This window comes from Paenibacillus sp. JL3B1040 (genome assembly GCF_057063165.1).
This window is the reverse complement of sequence record NZ_CM169317.1, coordinates 3,000,921-3,019,562: the sequence shown is the minus strand read 5'-3', so window position 1 is coordinate 3,019,562 and position 18,642 is coordinate 3,000,921. Positions and strand designations below refer to the sequence as shown.

16 protein-coding genes are annotated in these 18,642 nt (G+C 52.8%); 12 read left to right on the top strand and 4 right to left on the bottom strand.

The features are described from left to right. Nucleotides 1-178: 178 nt before the first annotated feature. Complete coding sequence (locus tag ACZF99_RS13595; protein ID WP_483605600.1) at nucleotides 179-679, bottom strand: hypothetical protein; 501 nt, start codon at nucleotides 677-679, stop codon at nucleotides 179-181. A gap of 48 nt (nucleotides 680-727) precedes the next feature. Next, nucleotides 728-1,561, bottom strand: coding sequence for a cupin domain-containing protein (locus ACZF99_RS13590; protein WP_483605599.1), 834 nt, complete (start codon nucleotides 1,559-1,561; stop codon nucleotides 728-730). A 234-nt stretch (nucleotides 1,562-1,795) separates the two neighbouring features. Between ACZF99_RS13590 and ACZF99_RS13585 the strand changes: the two genes are divergently transcribed. After that, a complete protein-coding gene (locus tag ACZF99_RS13585) occupies nucleotides 1,796-2,827 on the top strand; it encodes a glycoside hydrolase family 88/105 protein (RefSeq protein WP_483612709.1) in 1,032 nt (343 codons plus the stop codon). A 184-nt stretch (nucleotides 2,828-3,011) separates the two neighbouring features. After that, a complete protein-coding gene (locus ACZF99_RS13580; RefSeq protein WP_483605598.1) occupies nucleotides 3,012-3,692 on the top strand; it encodes a serine/threonine protein kinase in 681 nt (226 codons plus the stop codon). A 231-nt stretch (nucleotides 3,693-3,923) separates the two neighbouring features. Here the strand turns inward: ACZF99_RS13580 and ACZF99_RS13575 are convergent, their stop codons facing one another. Together ACZF99_RS13575 and ACZF99_RS13570 are read right to left on the bottom strand one after the other, a co-directional pair. After that, entirely contained in the window at nucleotides 3,924-4,121 is a 198-nt protein-coding gene (locus ACZF99_RS13575; RefSeq protein ID WP_483605597.1) for a hypothetical protein, read from the bottom strand. Then, a complete protein-coding gene (locus tag ACZF99_RS13570; RefSeq protein ID WP_483605596.1) occupies nucleotides 4,118-4,771 on the bottom strand; it encodes a VOC family protein in 654 nt (217 codons plus the stop codon). The genes ACZF99_RS13575 and ACZF99_RS13570 overlap by 4 nt, the downstream gene beginning before the upstream one ends. A 158-nt stretch (nucleotides 4,772-4,929) precedes the next feature. Between ACZF99_RS13570 and ACZF99_RS13565 the strand changes: the two genes are divergently transcribed. From ACZF99_RS13565 to ACZF99_RS13520, 10 genes are all read left to right on the top strand, one after another. Then, the gene (locus ACZF99_RS13565) at nucleotides 4,930-7,044 is read left to right on the top strand and encodes a glycoside hydrolase family 88/105 protein (RefSeq protein WP_483605595.1); all 2,115 of its coding nucleotides are present in this window, start codon (nucleotides 4,930-4,932) and stop codon (nucleotides 7,042-7,044) included. A gap of 24 nt (nucleotides 7,045-7,068) precedes the next feature. Next, complete coding sequence (locus tag ACZF99_RS13560) at nucleotides 7,069-8,001, top strand: ABC transporter permease (RefSeq protein ID WP_483605594.1); 933 nt, start codon at nucleotides 7,069-7,071, stop codon at nucleotides 7,999-8,001. A gap of 22 nt (nucleotides 8,002-8,023) precedes the next feature. Further along, complete coding sequence (locus ACZF99_RS13555; RefSeq protein ID WP_483605593.1) at nucleotides 8,024-8,899, top strand: carbohydrate ABC transporter permease; 876 nt, start codon at nucleotides 8,024-8,026, stop codon at nucleotides 8,897-8,899. An 83-nt stretch (nucleotides 8,900-8,982) separates the two neighbouring features. Further along, on the top strand, nucleotides 8,983-10,587 hold the full coding sequence (locus ACZF99_RS13550) for an extracellular solute-binding protein (protein ID WP_483605592.1): 1,605 nt from the start codon (nucleotides 8,983-8,985) through the stop codon (nucleotides 10,585-10,587). Between the two features lie 25 nt (nucleotides 10,588-10,612). Next, nucleotides 10,613-13,162, top strand: coding sequence for a hypothetical protein (locus ACZF99_RS13545; RefSeq protein WP_483605590.1), 2,550 nt, complete (start codon nucleotides 10,613-10,615; stop codon nucleotides 13,160-13,162). Between the two features lie 38 nt (nucleotides 13,163-13,200). Next, entirely contained in the window at nucleotides 13,201-14,991 is a 1,791-nt protein-coding gene (locus tag ACZF99_RS13540; RefSeq protein ID WP_483605589.1) for a sensor histidine kinase, read from the top strand. Further along, on the top strand, nucleotides 14,988-16,034 hold the full coding sequence (locus tag ACZF99_RS13535; protein ID WP_483605587.1) for a response regulator transcription factor: 1,047 nt from the start codon (nucleotides 14,988-14,990) through the stop codon (nucleotides 16,032-16,034). The genes ACZF99_RS13540 and ACZF99_RS13535 overlap by 4 nt, the downstream gene beginning before the upstream one ends. A 111-nt stretch (nucleotides 16,035-16,145) precedes the next feature. Then, nucleotides 16,146-16,919 (top strand): alpha/beta hydrolase, encoded by a 774-nt coding sequence (locus ACZF99_RS13530; RefSeq protein WP_483605586.1) that lies wholly within the window; start codon nucleotides 16,146-16,148, stop codon nucleotides 16,917-16,919. Nucleotides 16,920-17,645: 726 nt separating this feature from the next. Continuing rightward, nucleotides 17,646-18,062 carry a hypothetical protein gene (locus ACZF99_RS13525; protein WP_483605584.1) on the top strand — a complete coding sequence of 139 codons (417 nt, stop codon included), beginning with the start codon at nucleotides 17,646-17,648 and terminating at the stop codon, nucleotides 18,060-18,062. Next, complete coding sequence (locus ACZF99_RS13520; RefSeq protein ID WP_483605583.1) at nucleotides 18,022-18,636, top strand: carbohydrate-binding protein; 615 nt, start codon at nucleotides 18,022-18,024, stop codon at nucleotides 18,634-18,636. Before ACZF99_RS13525 ends, ACZF99_RS13520 begins: the two co-directional genes overlap by 41 nt. Nucleotides 18,637-18,642 lie beyond the last annotated feature (6 nt).

The window sequence follows — 18,642 nt, the reverse complement described above, 5'->3', positions numbered from 1 at the left end:
CAGGTTGGCCTTGTTCGGACGTTGAACTCTGCGCAGCTTCAGGTTGGCTAGACTGTGCTCGCCTTCGGCGCCCTCTATTCCACCGGGCCTGCGTTGCGGGGGAAGATCACCGATACCTTGGCCCGATCGAATGGGTTGATAGCCCAATCCCCATTTGGGAAGCGCAAAGTGTCAAAACCTACTCGATCACTTCGATCCTCTTCCGATCGGTCTCCAATTTATAGACTTGGGGATTGTCGTCTGCCCCTTGCAGCGTGAATTCAGCAACGGCGGAGACTTCATAGACGCCCGGGGTCTTAAAGCGATACGGATGTTTCTCCTGGATGACGTCGTCCGAATCAATAGGGCGTATGACGCCAATGTCGGTTCTTACGATGGGGTCGGCATTTCCGTCGCTGTCTTGTATGACATAGTAAAAGACCGGCTCTCCCGTTATGATTTCGAACGTTTGATCCGCCGTGTTTTTCAATTCCGCTTCCATGGAGAAAATCGTGTTGACCTTCACTTGTTCAGGAGCTGCAAGCCGCACGGAGAAAAAGTCGTCTTGGCTGCTTGACGTTTGCGTTTGAGCGACCGGAGTTGGTTCCGTCTTCGCCGAATTGACGTCAGGGCCCGGTTCGGAAGCTTGGCATCCAAGCAAGAGGGCGAACAAGAGAATAAATCCTAGTTGTTTCAACATAAACACCTCCATCCTATGGACGATAGGGCGGGGGTGTTTGTTGCTCTATCATGGATCCATTTTATAAAACAACGGATTATGCCCGGTGACTTGCTTGAACACTCTGCCAAAATGCGTGACGCTGCCGAAGCCTACCTTTTTGGCGATCAGGTTGACCTTCAGGGAGGAGTGGACCAAGAGTTTCTTGGCTTCCTTGACCCGAATGCTGTTCAAATATTCCACAAAGGTAAACCCCGTCGCTTCTTTAAAACAGCGGCTTAAATAATAGGGACTCACGTAAAACTTCTCCGCCAGCAAATGAAGCGACAACTTCTCGGCATAATGGTCGTTAATGTAACGAACGATCTCCGATATCCGTTCATGCATCGGACTTGGGAACGGCGGCTCCGGGCTGTTTTGCTTCACCTGTCGGCAGCAAATGATGAGCAACTGCAGCGTTAAAGTGAGCGCGTACATCACGAAGCCGGGTTTGGCCTCGCGCATCTCCCGTATGATTTGCTGCGCCAGCGTCCGGGTGGATCCTGGATCCAGTTGGGCACTTCGGATGAGGAGATATTCCTTCTCGAACAACGGCTGCAGGATGTTCGGAGATGCGTTTTTCGCCGGAAGCATTTCTTTTTCATGAATGTTTACGATCAGCCGCTCGTGTTCGGGAATTTTCGCATTGGTGGTCCGATGCAGAATATTCGGAGGGATAATGACGATATCCCCCGCTTCAATCACGAGGGTCCGGTCTTTAATAAAAATCTCCCGTTTGCCGGCCAGCAAATAATAGATCTCGTACGTACTGTGAAAATGGCTGCTCGGCATATGAATGCTCAATGCCTTCCGGTGGGATACCGAGAAAGTTCCCTCATCGTTGTCGTATAAAAGATCTCTCAAGACACGCACCGCCTCAAATCCGATTGTCAATCCATTATACCTTGAACTCGCGCAAGATATAAGAAGAATCCACGCTTTGTCGCAAAAAATGTACATATTCCTGTGCTAGTATGTGGCTTGAGAACATAACGAGGAGGAATGAGCGGATTGAATTCAGCACAAACCGATTTCGAGAAGGGGCGGCAAGAAGCGCTGACACCCCTTCAATGGGCAGAGAAAGCCTGCGAAGCGTTGATGGCCAAATACGAGCCGGAACAGCTTCCGCCGGACTGGTTCCATTATCATCAGGGGGTTTTTCTGTCCGGCATGGAGCAATGCTGGCGGGAGACCGGGAAGCCCCAATATTTCGATTATATCAAGCGTTGGGTGGACAGCCATGTTCTTGAAGATGGCAGTATCAAGAAGTGCCATACCGGAGAGTTGGACGATATTCAGCCGGGCGTGCTGTTGTTTAACTTGTATGAACAAACGGGAGACGAACGTTATAAAAAGGCATTGGATCAACTGGTCCCCTTGTTGAAATCCTGGCCGACCAACCCCTCGGGCGGGTTCTGGCATAAGGATCATCTTCCGAATCAAATGTGGCTGGACGGATTGTATATGGCCGGGCCGATTGCCGTTCAATACGCCAAGACTTTCGATGCAAGCGAATATTTCGATACGATGACCTATCAGGCCATTCTGATGGCGGAGCGCACTAGGGATCCTAAGACCGGCTTGTTGTACCATGGCTGGGACGAGACGAAGGAAGCGGAATGGGCGGATCCGGTTACCGGCTTGGCGCCGGAGTTCTGGGGCCGCGCGATGGGGTGGTACCCTATCGCACTGCTTGAAATGTTCGAATTCCTTCCGGAAGACCACAAGGACAAGGCCAAGCTGATCGACATCCTTCAGGATTTGCTTATCTCCCTGTCCAGATATCAGGATGCAACAACCGGCTTGTGGTACCAGGTTGTCGACAAAGGCGACCGGGCGGATAATTGGGTGGAGGTCTCCTGCTCGGCGATGTACGTCTTGTCTATCGCCAAAGCCGTGCGCCTCGGATACCTTGACGCCAAGTATCTGGAGGTTGCTCGGAAGGGCTACCGGGGCGTGATTGATACGCTAAAATTCGATGAGAACGGCAAGATGATCCTCGGGCATATTTGTATCGGGACGGGCATCGGCGATTACGCCCACTATGTTGCCCGCCCTACCAGCGAGAACGATTTGCACGGCGTTGGAGCCTTTATTCTGATGTGCGTGGAGATGAGCCGGGCGCTGTAAGCCTACGGCACACGATTAAATAGGGACGTACGTTTGTCCCGGCAAGAATGAGAGGGACGCGACCGAATCGCGTCCTTTTTTGCTGTACGGTGATTTTTTTGATTTTGGGTATATATGAAGGTAAGATAACGGAATAAGACTTTGGGAATGAAGGCTCTTGGCGGGGCTAGAGGAGGGGATGAGCATGATTTCGGATTGGAAACGAGCGGAGGAAGCTTTAAGGCTTGTCGAGCTGGAAGGCCAAGAAAACAATAAGCCGGTTTCGGTCGTTCGGTTTCCGGAACATCTGCGCTGCATCGGCATCGGTACGGATGCCGCCGTATTTTATGACCCGGCCACCCCTGATTACGCCTATAAAGTGTATACCCCACAGGCGATAGATAAGAAGGAGGTTGAGGCAAACATCTATGATCGGTTAAAAGGGTCGCCTTATTTTGCCAAGTGTTATGGTGTGGGTTCGAACTATTTGGTATTAAGTTTAGAGCAAGGGATGACGTTGTATGATTGTCTTCTGTACGGAGTGCCGGTTCCCGAGCAAGTTATCCAGGACGTGGAGGAAGCCCGTCGGTTTGTCCGAAGTCAGGGCCTGAACCCAAGGGACATTCATCTTAAGAACGTGCTCCTGCAAGAGGGCAGGGGGAAAGTCCTCGATGTTTCGGAATATGTCAAAGAGGGCAACGACAACAGGTGGGAGCACTTGGCCTGGGCGTACCAGCACGTTTATCCGCTCATTAGCGGGACAAAGGTTCCATTGTGGATATTGGAGACGATAACCAACTGGTATAACCGGATCGATACGGCAACCTTCGGAATCGAAGACTTTGCCAAACGGGTGAGCGGTCTATTTTGGGGTGAGCGGAAATAATGGGGACATCATGGGAGCATGATGAAAAACAGCGGCAACCAGGAACGCCGAAAGGATGTTCTAATCTGCCGCTGTTTTTCTGTTTTCCAATAAGTCCTGTTCCCCACGCTTGTCGTTACCGTTCGCCGTTCTCCCGTTGATATCGCTTCACTTTAGCAACAAACTGGTGCATGAGCTGTTCAAGAATTTGCCGCCCGGTCTGATCTTGAAGCTGTCCGGATTCATCGAATTTCAAATGAGCTTGCGAGAGTTGAAACTCGGGGCGATTGACGGGATCATGTTTAATCCGAACAGCAGCACCCGCAAATTCGTCTGGGCACGGGCGGTTCCGCCCAGTCCCGGTGTGGCCCGCAGCAGCGCCGTATTGAAAGATTGGCTGCGCAGGCTGCCCGACAAGGCGATAATTTGCAAAGGTTGAGGTTGGGTCATTTCGTGTTTCTTCCTTTCAAGTTCATTAAGGTTTGATCGATTTCGATGAGCCGTTCCGGGGTTACGTTGCCCGGTGAAGTTACGGCCAAACCGTTCCCGGCCGGATCGCGCAATACATAGGCTTCGTTTGGGGCAGCGGAATCCGGGACCAGGATCGTAAAGTGGCGGAGCCCAATGGCGGAAACGTCCGCCCGTAAGCCGCCGTCAGTTTCCCAGACATGAAATCCGACATGATGGTGGTACCGTCCGGCGGACACGAACACCGCCCCAGGCAAACGCAGCGATACATCAAAGCCGATCTCCCGCGTATAAAATTGCTCCGCCTCGCGAAGGCCGGTCACTCGGAGCAGGATGTGGCCGATTTGGGTGTCCGCGCCAACTCCGGGAGGGGCAGGGCCGCCTAATTTCCGGCCTAGCTCCAGCAGTTGATGCGCCAGCTCCCGGGAGCCGAGCGGAGAGTGTCCGGCCAGTTCCTCCGGCGTGAAATCGCGGGTAATTTCAATCAGAATGCCGTCGGGGTCCTGAAGATACAGCGATTCGTTTACGCCATGATCCGCAATCATTTGCGGGGAAACCTCATGGCGCAGCATTCGCTCGAGATGTCCGGCCAGTTCCGCCCGGTTCGGAGCGAGTATCGCCAGATGATCCAATCGAACACAAACGACCCGGTCCTAGATCAGAGCTATCTGGGGCCGGGGCGTTTTGCATCTGTAGAAATTCAAGATTTCCCTGTGCAGATTCGAGGTTGGCGCAGGATGAACCAGGTACAATAAACAAGAAAGCAGGCAGCAATGGAAGGGATGAAGGGATGACGGAGTTTTTTTCGAAACGAAGGAGTGCGGCGGCGCGGTTGGGCAGCCGGGATTTTGAAGGGATCTTGTCGTTGGTCGCGGGCCGGTATATGAGCGATAATCCTGCGTTGCCTCCCGTTTTTCGGGTCTTTAACCGAATGGGATTTCGGCAGTCGGCGGATGGGAAATACGACATCAACCTGGCGGACCGGCTTCCGGAGACGGAATATGGGCGATATGCCTATGTTTGCGGGCTGGTATGGAGCGACGTCCAGCGGCCCGTGGAACTAAGCCTCCATTGTTACGGACCGACGTTGTTTTGGTTAAACGATGATATGGTGTACAAATCCGGTATAGCGGAGGAAGTCAATCGATCGATATCCAAGACGGTAACGATCGATTTGAAGCCAGGGTGGAACGAATTGCTGCTGCGCCTAGGTTGCTCGCCTTCCGGGTTTGGCTGTCTGATCGGAGCGTCAAGAAGCAAGTGGTCGCCGCTGGACGTATTGTCACCGTTTCGGGAGCGGCAAGGGCAGGCGGGTTGGGTTTATTCCGAAGCGACGCAAGCGGATGCGATCCCGGAGAAAGGGCATTTTGCATCGAGTTCGGAAGCGGCAAGTAGGCTGCAGTGGTATCCCAAAACGATTTCTTACAACGAAGAGGGGGATTATATCCTTTCATGGAGCACGCTTCGCCTGCCGTTGGCGGGTAGACGGATCGTTCGATTTTCAGGCCATTCTTTCGGTGAGACGCAGCTTTTTGTCGATGGGCGATGTTTATTCGCCGGAAGATCCGGACCCTGGCAAAGGGAAGAGGAACTTGCGCAGGGGACGCATTCCGTTGTCGTTATTGCCACGGGGGACTTTGAATTGCAAGCTTCATGCGAAGGAAAACCGCTGGATTGGCATTGCCCTCATCCGGTTCATGGTTATGACGGCGACTGGTTGTGCATCGGCGGTTTCCGGCAGCCTCCGGCTCCTATCGCGCAAGAGCAGCCCTCCATCATGACAATATATGAAGATGGCGGGGAAGCCCGGTATTGGAGGGCGGGGGCGACGAACCGGTGGATCAGGCCTTACCTTGAAAATCCGGCGTACGGTCAATGGAACTATCCGGTGGGTGTTACCTTATACGGCTTACTGCAAACCGGTAGAATCCTCGCCCGTCCGGATATCACCGAATATGCCGGCAAGCATCTTCAAATTTGTGTAAGCGCTTATCCCTATGCCCTTTGGAGCGGAAAAGAATACGGATACCCGTCCGTGAACCGGCAGTTGATCGAAATGAATATGCTGGACGACTGCGGCTCCTGCGGCTCCGCCGTGCTGGAGGCGGGCATCGCTTCCGGGGACGCGGATGGCGCTCTGGTGGCGGACCGGATCGCGCATTACATCCTGAACGAACAGGAGCGCAAAAGCGACGGTGCTTTTTTTCGGGAGCAAAAGGGCTATTTTATGGAAAATACTTTATGGGCCGACGACCTCTATATGTGCGTGCCGTTTCTTGTCCGCTATGCCGGATTTCGCGGAAACGCCGCTGGTTTGGATGAAGCGGCAAGACAGTGCCTGCTGTATCGGGCGTATTTGTTTATGCCGGAAGTCCGGCTCATGAGTCATGTCTACGATTTTAAGTACAATACTCCGACCCGGGTGCCCTGGGGCCGGGGAAACGGCTGGACGATGTTCTCGTTGGCGGAACTGCTGACGAAGCTCCCCAAGAAGCATCCGTCTTACGATGCGGTCGCTGCCTTTTTTCTGGAAATGAGCTTGGGCGTCCTGCAGGTTCAAGGGGAGAGCGGGATGTGGCATCAGGTGCTGACGGATGCGGATTCCTATGAAGAAACGTCTTGTACGGCGATGTTTGTGTATGCGCTTGCAAGAGGGATTCGACTGGGGTTGTTTGCCGATCCGGCGAAGTATGCGCATGCCGTGGAATCGGGGTGGCTGGCGCTGACCGAAAAAAGCATCGATCAATACGGCAATGTGTACGGGGTGTGTCAAGGTTCCCGGTACTCTTTTTCGGCGGATTATTACAAGCATGATTTGCCTTGGAGAACCAACGATACGCATGGCATCGGCGTTGTGTTATTGGCCGGGGCCGAAGTTGCCAGGCTGCACAAAGAGGGCAACTAGAGAAAATCGGAAAGGAGGGGAACTATGCTTACGAGCGAAAAAAATGAATCGCTCCGCTTGCACCGGAAGAGAAGATTTAAGCAAAATCTTCCTTTATTGCTGATGTTCGTGCCGGTGGCGGCTTTCTATATCATTTTCAGGTATTTGCCGATTGGCGGAAACCTCATTGCCTTCAAAGATTATAACTTTGTGGACGGCGTGCTCGGAAGTCCCTGGGTAGGATTTCATAATTTTGAAATGCTGTTTACCCAGCCGCAAACCCTGAATATTATTCGGAACACCTTGATGCTGAGCGTCCTGAAATTGATCGTCGGTTTTCCGGTCCCCATCATGATTGCGATTCTGTTGAATGAAATCAGAAGAACCGCGTTCAAGCGGACGATCCAGACTATCATCTATCTGCCCCATTTTTTTAGCTGGGTGATTATCGGCGGGATGGTCTTGACGGTGTTTTCCATGGAGTCGGGCATCATTAACCACTGGATCGAACAATGGAGCGGCGCCCCGTACCCGTTTCTTTATAAGCCGATTTCCTGGATTGCCGTGTTTATCGGTTCCGGGGTGTGGAAGGATATGGGGTTTAACGCCATCATTTATTTGGCGGCCATTACTTCCATCGATCCCAGCTTGTATGAATCCGCAAGCCTGGACGGCGCGAACAAGCTGCGGCAAATCTGGCATATCACGCTGCCGGGGATTCGCTCCATTATTATTATCTTGTTCATTCTGTCAACCGGCAGCATTATGGAGGTCGGGTTTGATCAGGTCTTTATGCTGCAGAACGGAGTCGTGTCCGAGGTATCCGAGGTGATCAGCACCTACATATACCGCGTCGGGGTTCAAGGAGCGCAATTCAGCCTGAGTGCGGCAATGGGCCTGTTTGAGTCGGTTGTCGGACTGATCCTGGTATTGACGGCCAACCGGATTGCCCGTAAATTTGACCAGGGATTGTTTTAGATTCCGTGAAAGGAGGATTTGAATGAAAGCATCCCTTGGAGATCGCGTCTTTTATTCGCTGAATGCCGTCTTCATGTCTTTACTGGCCGCCACTTGTTTATTCCCGTTGTTGCATGTGGCCGCGCTATCGTTAAGCGACACGCAAGCCATTCTGTCGGGAAGCGTGACGATCTGGCCGAAAGGATGGTCGTTCGAAGCTTATCGAAAGCTGGTTTATGAAACTAATATTGTAAACGCCTTCAAAAACAGTCTCGTCATCACGTTTGTCGGTGTGGGACTAAGCATGCTGATGACAATCCTGGCCGCCTATCCGTTATCGCGCAAATATTTTTACGCCCGCAAAATGTTGACGTTGCTGATGGTATTTACGATGCTGTTCGGGGCCGGCCTCATCCCGATGTATTTGGTGGTGAAGAGCTTGGGATTGGTCGATTCGTATTATGCGATCTGGCTTCCCGGTTTGATCAGCACCTACAACATGCTCGTCATGAAAAGCTTCTTTGAAAATTTGCCGGATGAAATCGACGAGGCGGCCCGAATGGACGGGTGCGGCGAGATCCGATTGCTGGCGCAGGTGATCTTGCCGTTATCCATGCCGATGCTGGCTACGTTGACCTTGTTCTACGGCGTCGGGTTTTGGAACGCGTTTATGAATGTGCTGATCTATATTAACGATACGAGCAAATACAATATGTCCGTGCTTGTTCAGCAGATGGTAAGAAGTCAATCGGTTTTGACGGAAACGTTCTATTCGCAATCGGAAGACTTGGGGAAAATCACGCCGGATTCGATCAAATCGGCAGGGGTTATGCTGATGATCATCCCGATGCTGATCGTTTATCCTTTTCTGCAGAAATATTTTGTTAAAGGGGTGATGATCGGATCCATCAAAGGTTAGCGAAAACTTCCATCTTCAATTTCAAGAGAGGGGACTAACGGAATATGAAAAAAAATGGATTTGTTGCCGTTATGATTTGTTGTTTGGCGTTCGTTGCAATACTGTCGGGTTGCTCTACGAATGGGGGAGGGAGCGGGGAGGCCGCGACGAAGACGAAGGGGAATGCCGGGCACACCGAAACGAAGCAACGCGTCAAAATCACCAGTGCGATCTATGATCGCGGCAGCGTACCGGCGGCGGAAGGAACGATCGAAAAGAACAGGTGGACGGATTGGCTGGTGCAGAACGGTCCGCACGACGTTTCGTTCGTAGCGATCCCGCGTTTTGATTCCGAGCAGAAATATAATACGCTCTTCGCTTCTGGCAGCGCGCCCGATCTGTTATTCGAATATAGTCCCTGGATCCGGAATACGTGGTATGAACAAAAACAACTGCTTCCGCTGGACGACCTGATCGAGCAACACAGCACGGTTTATAAAGAAATGCTGGAGAAATACCCGGAACTGAGGAAAGCGGGGACGATGAGCGACGGCAAGCTCTACTATTTGGGCAGATTGAATGAGTCGATCCCCAATCGCGCCATCCTCATCCGCAAAGACTGGCTGGATAAATTGAATTTGAAGGTGCCCGAAACGACGGAACAATTGATTGAGGTAGCTAAAGCTTTCGCGGCCCAAGGAAACGGAATTTACGGGATGGCGGTAAGCGGCAGCGCCGGACGAACGATCGACCAGATGTTTCAAAATATGGGCTTCGTCGTCCGCGACGGACAGATCGAATATGCCTGGGACAGTACGGCGGAGGCCGCCAAATTTATGAAACGCTTATATGACGAAGGGATTATCGATCGGGATTTTCTGTCGGACACGAACGGCGAGAAGGCCAAGCAGGATTTTGTCAGCGGCAAAATCGGCATCTACCCTGCGCAGATCAGTTGGAGAACTTTCGCGGTGAACGAATATAAGACGCTGAAGGAAAACGACCCGGAAGCGGAGCTGATTCCGATTCCGTTGCCGGAGAGCCCTGCGGGAGCATTCAATCCGACGTTCGAGAATCCGGTGCAAATGACGGCGGCCATCAATCGGCTGGCTAAACATCCGGAGGCGGTGATGGAATTTGCCGACTTTTTGGCTACACCGTCAACGGGAACGGCGATGGGCTACGGCATCGAAGGGGAGCATTACGAATGGAACGAACAAGGATGTCCGGTCCTTCTGGAAGGCGAGCAAAAGCAGCAGGTCGGTTACATGGGAGACGCCCGGATGCTGACGTCATCTACGTTCGCCACCGAAGGGAAATGCGCTTTCGAATCCCAATTCAACGTGAACGACCCATACGAGAAGGAAGGTCTGGCTTTGTTCAAGCTGGCCAAGGAGGCTTATTTCGATCTGGACCGTCCTTTCCCGGAGATCACCCTTTCCGAACATATGCCGCAAATGCCGAAAGAGCTGCAAATAACGATGGGCCAGACTTACAAAAATATAGGCGACCTGTATGTGAAGGCGATTGTCAGCGGGCCTCAGTATACGGTGGAGCAAATGATCCAGGACGCCCAAAACGTATGGGCGAAAGGTAAGGGCCCGGAAGCGGAGGCCTGGATGAAGCAATGGTATGCGGAGAACAAAGATACCGCGTTCCTGGCCGAAGATCTGTACGACATTATTAGACAGCAGCAAGGAATAAAATAGAGGCTTCCAAGGTGGAGGGGATCGGGTGATCGCAATCAAACAGAGCGGCCAGCAGCCGATAATGAAATGGATTTACGCCGGACCTTACGAAAGCGATGTGTCCGGGTTATATCGAACGAACTATTCGGTTCCGGTGGAGCCGTATTTGCCCCTGATCGCGGAGGCGGAACACAGGCGGGCCCTCCGTCTCCCGACAGAGGGGGAAACGCTGGAACTGTTCGGACAAAGCAAACGCTGGGCCTACAAACGGTCCGATCCTGCCGAAAAGAAATTGACTTGGGCGCGATTCGGCGTGCATGCCCGCTGTCTGGTGACATTTGCCTGCAACGAGATTCAAATGAAGCGAAGCGGCGTTTACCGCTTTCGCCTTTGGGCGGCGGGCGGCTTATCCGTTTGGATAAACGGCAAGGAAGTATTTCAAATCCGCCGCCTCGGGAGGGTGGAAGGCGCCTACTCCTTCGAGGCCGAGCTTGAGCAAGGGGCCAATCTTTGCCAAGTGATGCTGTATAATGTACATCTACATTGCCTGAACTCTTTTGCGCTCCGCCTGGAGGAGGACATCGAGTTTCAAATCGGCCTTCCGCTCTTGCTTCAAAACGATGCCCGCGAACGGGTGGAGAACGATCTCGGGAAGTTCTATCTGGAATGTCACCTGCTCCCGGGAGAAATACCGTTAACCCTCAACCTGCAAGAGCCTTTAGCGAGCAGGGAGGGGTGGAAGGTTTCCATTTTTACGCGGCAAGGGGAGCAGGATGGGGATCCGCCGTTATGGGAAGGTGCGCCCAATATCGACAAGAATGCGCAAGCGATCCGGTTGTGCGGTCAGGGCGAATGGAGTGAACCGGGCGAGTATGTGCTGTGCATCGATTTTGTCTGCGAGGACGACGGGGTCATTGAAGGCGTACGGCTTCCGTTTCGCCGGATCACAATGATGGAAGGTCTTCCTGCGGCGGACGACGAGCAGCGCAAGCGTTTTTTGCGGAAGCGGTACGCGGATCTGCCGCTTGCGAGCCTCAGCGACCGGGAAAGCGTCTACGCGGCATTCGTCCGGTTGCCGGATCGCGGGGACGGCGCTTTGGATCTTCCCGCAATCGAGCGGACGATCCGGTACATCAATGCCAGATACGATTGCGCGGATTTTGCGTTGCACGGTTTGCTTCGAATGTATTACCGGTACCGGGAGAGCGAGTTGCTTCCGGAGCGGTTAAAGGAAGCGATGAAGCAATGCATTCTTCGCTTTAAATATTGGGAGGATGAGCCCGGCCCTTCCATGATGTTTACAAGATCGGAGAATCACGAGATTTTGTTTCACAGCGCGGAATACCTGGCCGGCCTGCTGTTCCCGGACGAGATATTTCCGAACAGCGGCCAGAACGGACTTTTTCATATCCAGAAAGGGAAGGCGATGGCCGAGCGTTGGGTGAAGGAGAAGGGGACTTACGGCTTCATGGAGTGGCATTCCAATACGTATTATGAAGAGGATTTGCTGGCGCTGCTGGGGCTGGTGGATTTTGCGGAGGAAAACAGCTATATTCGTCTATTGGCCAAACAATTGATCGATTTCATCGTTTTCCTGATTGCGACGCACAGCTATAAAGGGGTCATGGGGACGACGCACGGAAGATGCTATGAAGACGCGGTGATTTATCCGGAATTGGAATCGATGAGCCACATCAATTGGCTGCTGTTCGGAGTGCCCGAACGGTTAAGAGGCGACAAGCTGTCGATCGGGGCCGTGGCTTTGATGGACAGTTCTTACGCCCCTCCTCCCGCCGTGGTCCGGTTGGCCCGCCCCGAACAAGAAATGGACACCCTTACCCGGATGGGATTGTTTCCGCACGATGGGCTTGGCGGGGTAAATTGCGCGACTTACCGGACGAAGGATTATATGGTTTCCGGGCTCATCGAATCCATGACGGGAAGAGCGGGACATCAGGTGCAGGCGGGTCAAGTCTTGCTTGACGGGAATATTCCCATTTTCGTCACCTGCTTCGACAACAAGTCCGAGACAACCCGTCCTTCTTATTGGGGCGGTCAATATCGAATGCCGAAAACGATCGCGCACCAAAACATGCTCGCTTACATTTACAAAATCGAGGAGACCGCCGGGTTTACGCACTGTTATTTTCCGATGGATCAATTTGACGAGGTCATGGAAGCAGGAAAATGGATTTTCGGACGCAAATATAATGCATATGTGGCCGTGTACTCCATGAAGCCTTACGTGAAAACGGCCTCCGGAAAAGACAAGAATAGAGAGTTGTTATGTCTCGACAAGCGCAATATCTGGATCATTGAGGCGGGAAACCGGGAGCGGTTCGGTTCGTTCTCCGGTTTCATCACCGCGATTTCGGAGGCGGAATTGATTTGCCGGCATGAGGAGCTGTTCTACCATTCTCCGTCGATCGGAAAAGTCCGGCTCGGTTGGGAAGGCGCCTGCTTGATCGGCGATCCTCCCGTGCCTCAAAGCGATTTTCCGCTCGTCCGGAATCGTTTCGCGGAAGGGGAGTACGGAAGCGGGATCATCCGTTTGCGCCTGGATGAGCAGACAAAAATCTTGAACTTCAAAATATGATGCAGCGGGGGGATGGCATGCGGGGAAGGTTCGGGTCATTGAATTATCGCTTCAGTTTTAACACCAAACTGATCGCCAGCTTGGCGGCCATCCTTCTCTTGATTTTTAGCCTGGGCGGATACATTTCCTATCGGCTCCATTTGCAACTGTTCGAAGCGGAGCTTAGCAAGCAGGTTCATAAAGCGAACGAGCAGGCGATGGCAAGAATGGAGCTGCAGATCCAGCAAATCTACCGGACATCCAATTCCATGGTTTTTCACCCTTATGTGGTCGAGATTCTCCAGCGGTCCAACCGGCAAAACGATAGTTCCGTATTCGAGCATTATTATGACCGGGAACAGTTGAAAGAGCTGCTTGATACGATGAGGCTGGACGCCCCTAAGTTGACCGCCCTTTATCTGTACGATCTGAACGGCCGGCTCGTTTATGACAATAGCAATCAATCCATTGATCCCATCGTTGAGCGGGAGTACGTCAATATGGCCAAGATCGTCGAAGGAACGGAGGGGGGCATCGTATGGGCGCCCATCCGGCTGTCCAGTTCCATTGAACCCGGCGGATACCGCGACTGTTTGATGGCGGCCAGGCTGATGAAGACGTCGCACCTGGAAACTTACGGTCTGCTCATTATGCTCTTTGATCAAACGTTGTTCTCCTCTTCTCTGGATGAGTTAACCCGCGGGGAAGCGGGAAAAGTGTATTTGTTCGACGCAAGGGACCGACTGCTATACACCGATGATTCGGAAGCCGCCGGCCTGAAGCCGCCCACGTTGTCGACGATGGAGGCTACGGAGATCCGGACGGTGGATCAAACGCCTTATTTGTTTAGCAGAAGTCATTCGGACGCTACCTCGTTCTCTTTGATCAGCCGCGTATCGTTGCAGGACATCCGCAGCCAAACCCAAAATATTTTCAAAATCGCTCTGTATTCCGCCATTTTATCGATTATTGCCGCCTGGATCCTTGTGATGCTGACAGGGCAAAGGCTGCTTCGTCCTTTGAAAATGCTGGTCCAAGGGATGCGGAGATTGAGGGAAGGGCGATTCGATACGCGCCTTGAGATTCACTCCAGGGACGAACTCGGTTTTCTTGGGCAAAGTTTTAATTCGATGGCCGCGAATATCGACTCGCTTATCAAAGAGGTATATGAAAGAAAGATTAATGAACGGGAAGCGGAACTAAAAGCCCTGCAGGCGCAAATCAATCCGCATTTTCTGTACAATACGCTCGACACGATTTATTGGTCCGTGTATTTGAAGGACGATTTTGAAACGGCGAAGCTTGTGGTTTCATTGTCGCAATTGCTGCGGTATGCCTTGGAATCGGTGCATGAGAAAACTACGCTGAACGATGAGATTCATCAGATCGAAAATTATTTATATATCCAGCGCATCCGCTTCCGGGATGAATTGATTACGAACATCTCCATTGACGATGAAGTGCGGGATTGCCTGGTGATTCGTTTGATTATGCAGCCGCTCGTGGAAAATATTTTTATTCACGCTTTTCGCGAAAAACAGTCCGATTTAAAGATCGAGATTCGAGCTTATCGCAACGCCGACAAGCTAATCATCGAAATTGCCGATAACGGCTGCGGCATCAGCGAGGAGAACGTGCTGCGTTTGACCGACGTGGGCAAAGCGCGCGTGTTGGATCGAAGCGGCAGCGATCGTATCGGCATAAATAGCGTGATTAGGCGGATTGATTTGATTTACGGACAGGAGTACGGTCTGGAGATTGGGAGCAAGCTCGGAGCGGGGACGGTGATGAAGCTGTGCCTGCCGTTCCAACAGCAAGAACATCAAGAAGCGAAGGAGGACGTCGTATGAGCCGTTGCCGTGTCCTGATTGTGGACGATGAAGCGACGATCCGGCAAGGACTGACCAAATTCATTGCCAGGAATGCGGCGGACTGGGAGGTTGCCGGCGAAGCCAGAAACGGCCGAGAGGCGTTAGACCAACTGCATCAATGTAAGCCGCATCTGATCATTTCCGACATTCGCATGCCCCTGATGGACGGAATCGAATTGGCCCGCACGGTCCACGATGCGCAGGAAGAGGTTGGCGTCGTTCTTTTGACGGGGTATAAAGATTTTGAATATGCGCAAACCGCTCTTCGTTACGGGGTCCTGGACTTCTTGCTAAAGCCGTGCCCGGAGGAAGAACTTCTGCGCGTGTTAGATAAGGCCTATCGGAAAATGAAGCAAGCGATCGGCAGAACCCGAATCCGAAACTTCCGGAACGAGATGATGTCGAAAATCATGCTGGGCCAAGCCGATCAAATCAAAGAGCAACTGGAAGGCTACACGGCATCGATGAAGACAATGCCGATCGAGGAAGCTAAACTCGAAGCATCGGCTTTGGCTGTGGCTTTACATGAAATGGTGAATCAGGATTTTTCGTTGGGAGACCGGACGGTAAACATCGGAAAGGAGCTCGACCGGCTCTTTCGGATGAATTCGCTGCATGAAGTACTTGACTGGTCCGCCCGGCAGCAAGATTGGTTTCTTCGGGCTTTTCTGAAATGGATGAATGAGCATAACCAGAATATCGTGAACAAAGCGATCCGGTATATCGAAGAACATTATATGGGGGAATGCGATTTGAAAGAGGTGGCCGATCATGTCCACTTAAGCCCCAATTATTTTAGCAATATGTTCAAGAAGGAAACGGGAGAAAGCTTTGTCAACTATGTGGTGAAAATTAGAATGAATAAAGCGAAAATGTTAATCAGCAATACGGAATTGAAAGTATTCGAAATCGCCCAAAAGGTCGGTTACGACGACCCGAACTATTTCACGACCGTGTTTAAGCATTTGACCGATCAATCGCCGAGCCAATATCGAAAGTTGATCCGTAAGCAGCAAGGATAGGCGTAAATCCAGAGGAAGTTCAACCGATACGACCGCCAGATTGTTGGAAATCGAAGTATGGGAATATGACGACTACACAAACGTGAATGACCAGAGTTAGGGGGAAGCATGATGCGCGTGCGTCATGACGTGAGCTATTCGGCGCATGATCCGGATAGCAGGCTGATGGATATCTGGCAGCCAAAGGAGCGGAACGGGGCGGCGATTTTGTTTATACACGGCGGAGGCTGGGAGAAGGGCGATAAAATGCATTTTGCCGATTTGGCAAAATGGTTTGCCGAGCACGGCTACTTGTGCGCCTCGATGAATTATCGCTTGTCGCAGCAGGCGATCTATCCCGCCGCGATCGAGGATGCGCGGCTGGCCGTGCAGCATTTGCGCGAGCGCGCGGCGGAATACGGCTTCGACAGCGGCAAGCTGGCGGTTGTCGGTTCGTCCGCCGGCGGTTACCTGGCGGCGATGCTCGCCCTGATCGATCCGGAGGAAGAGCTGGGGCGCACGGAGGAGCTGCGCATGCGCGACACGCGGCCCAATGCCGCGGCGCTATACTGCCCGGTAACGACGCTTCACAAGGATCAGAACTTTATCCGAAAGTTTATGGGCGCGGCCGAAGCCAATGCTCCGGATCTTTATCGGGAGGGATCCCCGATGGATCGGATCAAGGGCAAGAGCATTCCGTGGCTGATCGTTCAAGGCGATCGGGATAAGACAACCCCGCTCGAAGACGCGCAAGCGTTCGTGCGGAAGCTGGCGGTCGCCGGATCCCGGGCGGAGCTTCTGACGCTGGCCGGCGTCGGGCACGGGTTCGGCTATGGCATCGAATCGGAAGCCCAGCGTCAAGCATGCCGCGGCGTGTTGCGTTTTCTCCAGTCCGTGTTTGCCTGACGCTCAGGGGACGGAAGGCCGCCTCGTTCCTCCAAGCGGGAGCGAGGCGGTATAAGTTTCAGAGAAGGGATCGTTACTTGCTGGGTGAATAGAAACAAGCGAACCTGGGACCATCCAGTAAAGCCGGACTATATCGTAGGGTCCTTAAGAGAAATCGAAGAAATCTTGTAAGGCTCAACCTAAAATCGGCTCTTGAGAGCTCCTTTCGTGAGATGAGAGCTCAAGAGCCCCCCGGAGCGAGTTTAAGCGTGAGTCGGGGGAGGGGCGGGACTGCCCGCTGTCAGGGCGTTTGCCGCGAGACGTCCGTCTGGCCGCTACGAGCTAACGCCCACGCGCTAACGGACTCCAGAGACCCTAATAGCCCCGAAACGGGGAATGTCCGATTCTTACGGACCTCAGAGCCGTTATTTGGGCCAAAGGCTTCAAAATGACCAACGTTTGCGCCCAATAAAGTCCCTGGAGTCCGTTACAGCGGGAAATGATTGGGAAATAGGAAAATAACGTCTCTACGGTCCGTTATAAGGGAAAGCCATTCGTCTCAAGGATCTAAATGACCCGTACAAGTCACTTTGGATGGGTCATTTTTTGTGATTCGAGTAATAAGCTACCCAAACGCTCTCTCACTGCGGATAGCGCTCTTTTCACATCCTGTACATCGGAGAGATTCAACGGCTAAAGAAGAAGTGGATCATGAGGTAACAACCCCCGCTGATCCCGTACGGAACCATGGTGGTGGTGATGGAGGAAAGCCTGGTATCCAAAGTGCTGCGGGATCTTACGGCGAACGGCAACGGCAAGGTGCTGCTGCTGGAGCCTCTGGAGGGACTGCTCTACTCCAATACGAATCAGGAGGAGACGGAGCAGCTCATGCACTTGATTGGAGCCGGCGATCCCCAATATGCCAAGATGAATGGGGTCACCTATTTATTTGTTCGCCATCGTCTGGAACCGGCAGGCTTTACCCTATACGGAGGGGTTTCTCTGGAGGAGATTCAACGCAAAAATAAGGACATCATCCATATCTTTGTTGTTGCCGGAATTGTCGGCGGCGGGCGGCGGTTATACGACACCAGCAAATGTGCACAAGGCGCTCGATTATCTCATGAAAGGCCAATCGTTCGGCGGCAGCTACACCTTGCGTAATCCGCAAGGTTATCCCGGTTTCAAAGGTCTGATGACCTGGTCGATCAACTGGGACAAAGTAGCCAACTATGAATTTTCCCGCTCTCACCGGGCCTATCTGGACGGCCTTGGGACAGACCCGGGACCAGGACCCGACCCGAATCCCGACACAACGCCGCCTACCGCTCCGAGCCAACTTCGCGTGACGGCGGCTACGCCGAATAGCGTCACCTTGGCGTGGAACGCTTCCACGGACAACGTGGGCGTCACCGGATACTCCGTCGCCTACGGTGTAGGCAGCTTAAACGTCAGCGACACCACGGCGACCATCAGCGGTTTGTCTCCGAATACGACGTATACGTTTACCGTTACCGCCAAAGACGCCGCCGGCAACGTTTCCGCAGCCGCATCCGTCCAAGGAAAAACGGCAGTGCAAGACACCCCGGGCGAAGCTCAACCTTGGCAGCCTTGGGTTTCCTATAGCGTAAACGATCAGGTAACCTACAACGGCAGCGTTTATACCTGCATCCAAGCGCACACTTCCCTTCCGGGATGGGAGCCGGCTAATGTGCCTGCTTTGTGGCAGTTAAAGTAGGGGGAC

Bases quoted from the DNA above. Each gene is read 5' to 3' on its own strand.
- ACZF99_RS13530 (WP_483605586.1), top strand. From the start codon at position 16,146: ATGCGCGTGCGTCATGACGTGAGCTATTCGGCGCATGATCCGGATAGC.
- ACZF99_RS13565 (WP_483605595.1), top strand. From the start codon at position 4,930: ATGACGGAGTTTTTTTCGAAACGAAGGAGTGCGGCGGCGCGGTTGGGC.
- ACZF99_RS13575 (WP_483605597.1), bottom strand. From the start codon at position 4,121: ATGACCCAACCTCAACCTTTGCAAATTATCGCCTTGTCGGGCAGCCTG.
- ACZF99_RS13525 (WP_483605584.1), top strand. From the start codon at position 17,646: ATGGTGGTGGTGATGGAGGAAAGCCTGGTATCCAAAGTGCTGCGGGAT.
- ACZF99_RS13595 (WP_483605600.1), bottom strand. From the start codon at position 679: ATGTTGAAACAACTAGGATTTATTCTCTTGTTCGCCCTCTTGCTTGGA.
- ACZF99_RS13520 (WP_483605583.1), top strand. From the start codon at position 18,022: ATGAAAGGCCAATCGTTCGGCGGCAGCTACACCTTGCGTAATCCGCAA.
- ACZF99_RS13580 (WP_483605598.1), top strand. From the start codon at position 3,012: ATGATTTCGGATTGGAAACGAGCGGAGGAAGCTTTAAGGCTTGTCGAG.
- ACZF99_RS13560 (WP_483605594.1), top strand. From the start codon at position 7,069: ATGCTTACGAGCGAAAAAAATGAATCGCTCCGCTTGCACCGGAAGAGA.
- ACZF99_RS13585 (WP_483612709.1), top strand. From the start codon at position 1,796: ATGGCCAAATACGAGCCGGAACAGCTTCCGCCGGACTGGTTCCATTAT.
- ACZF99_RS13535 (WP_483605587.1), top strand. From the start codon at position 14,988: ATGAGCCGTTGCCGTGTCCTGATTGTGGACGATGAAGCGACGATCCGG.
- ACZF99_RS13555 (WP_483605593.1), top strand. From the start codon at position 8,024: ATGAAAGCATCCCTTGGAGATCGCGTCTTTTATTCGCTGAATGCCGTC.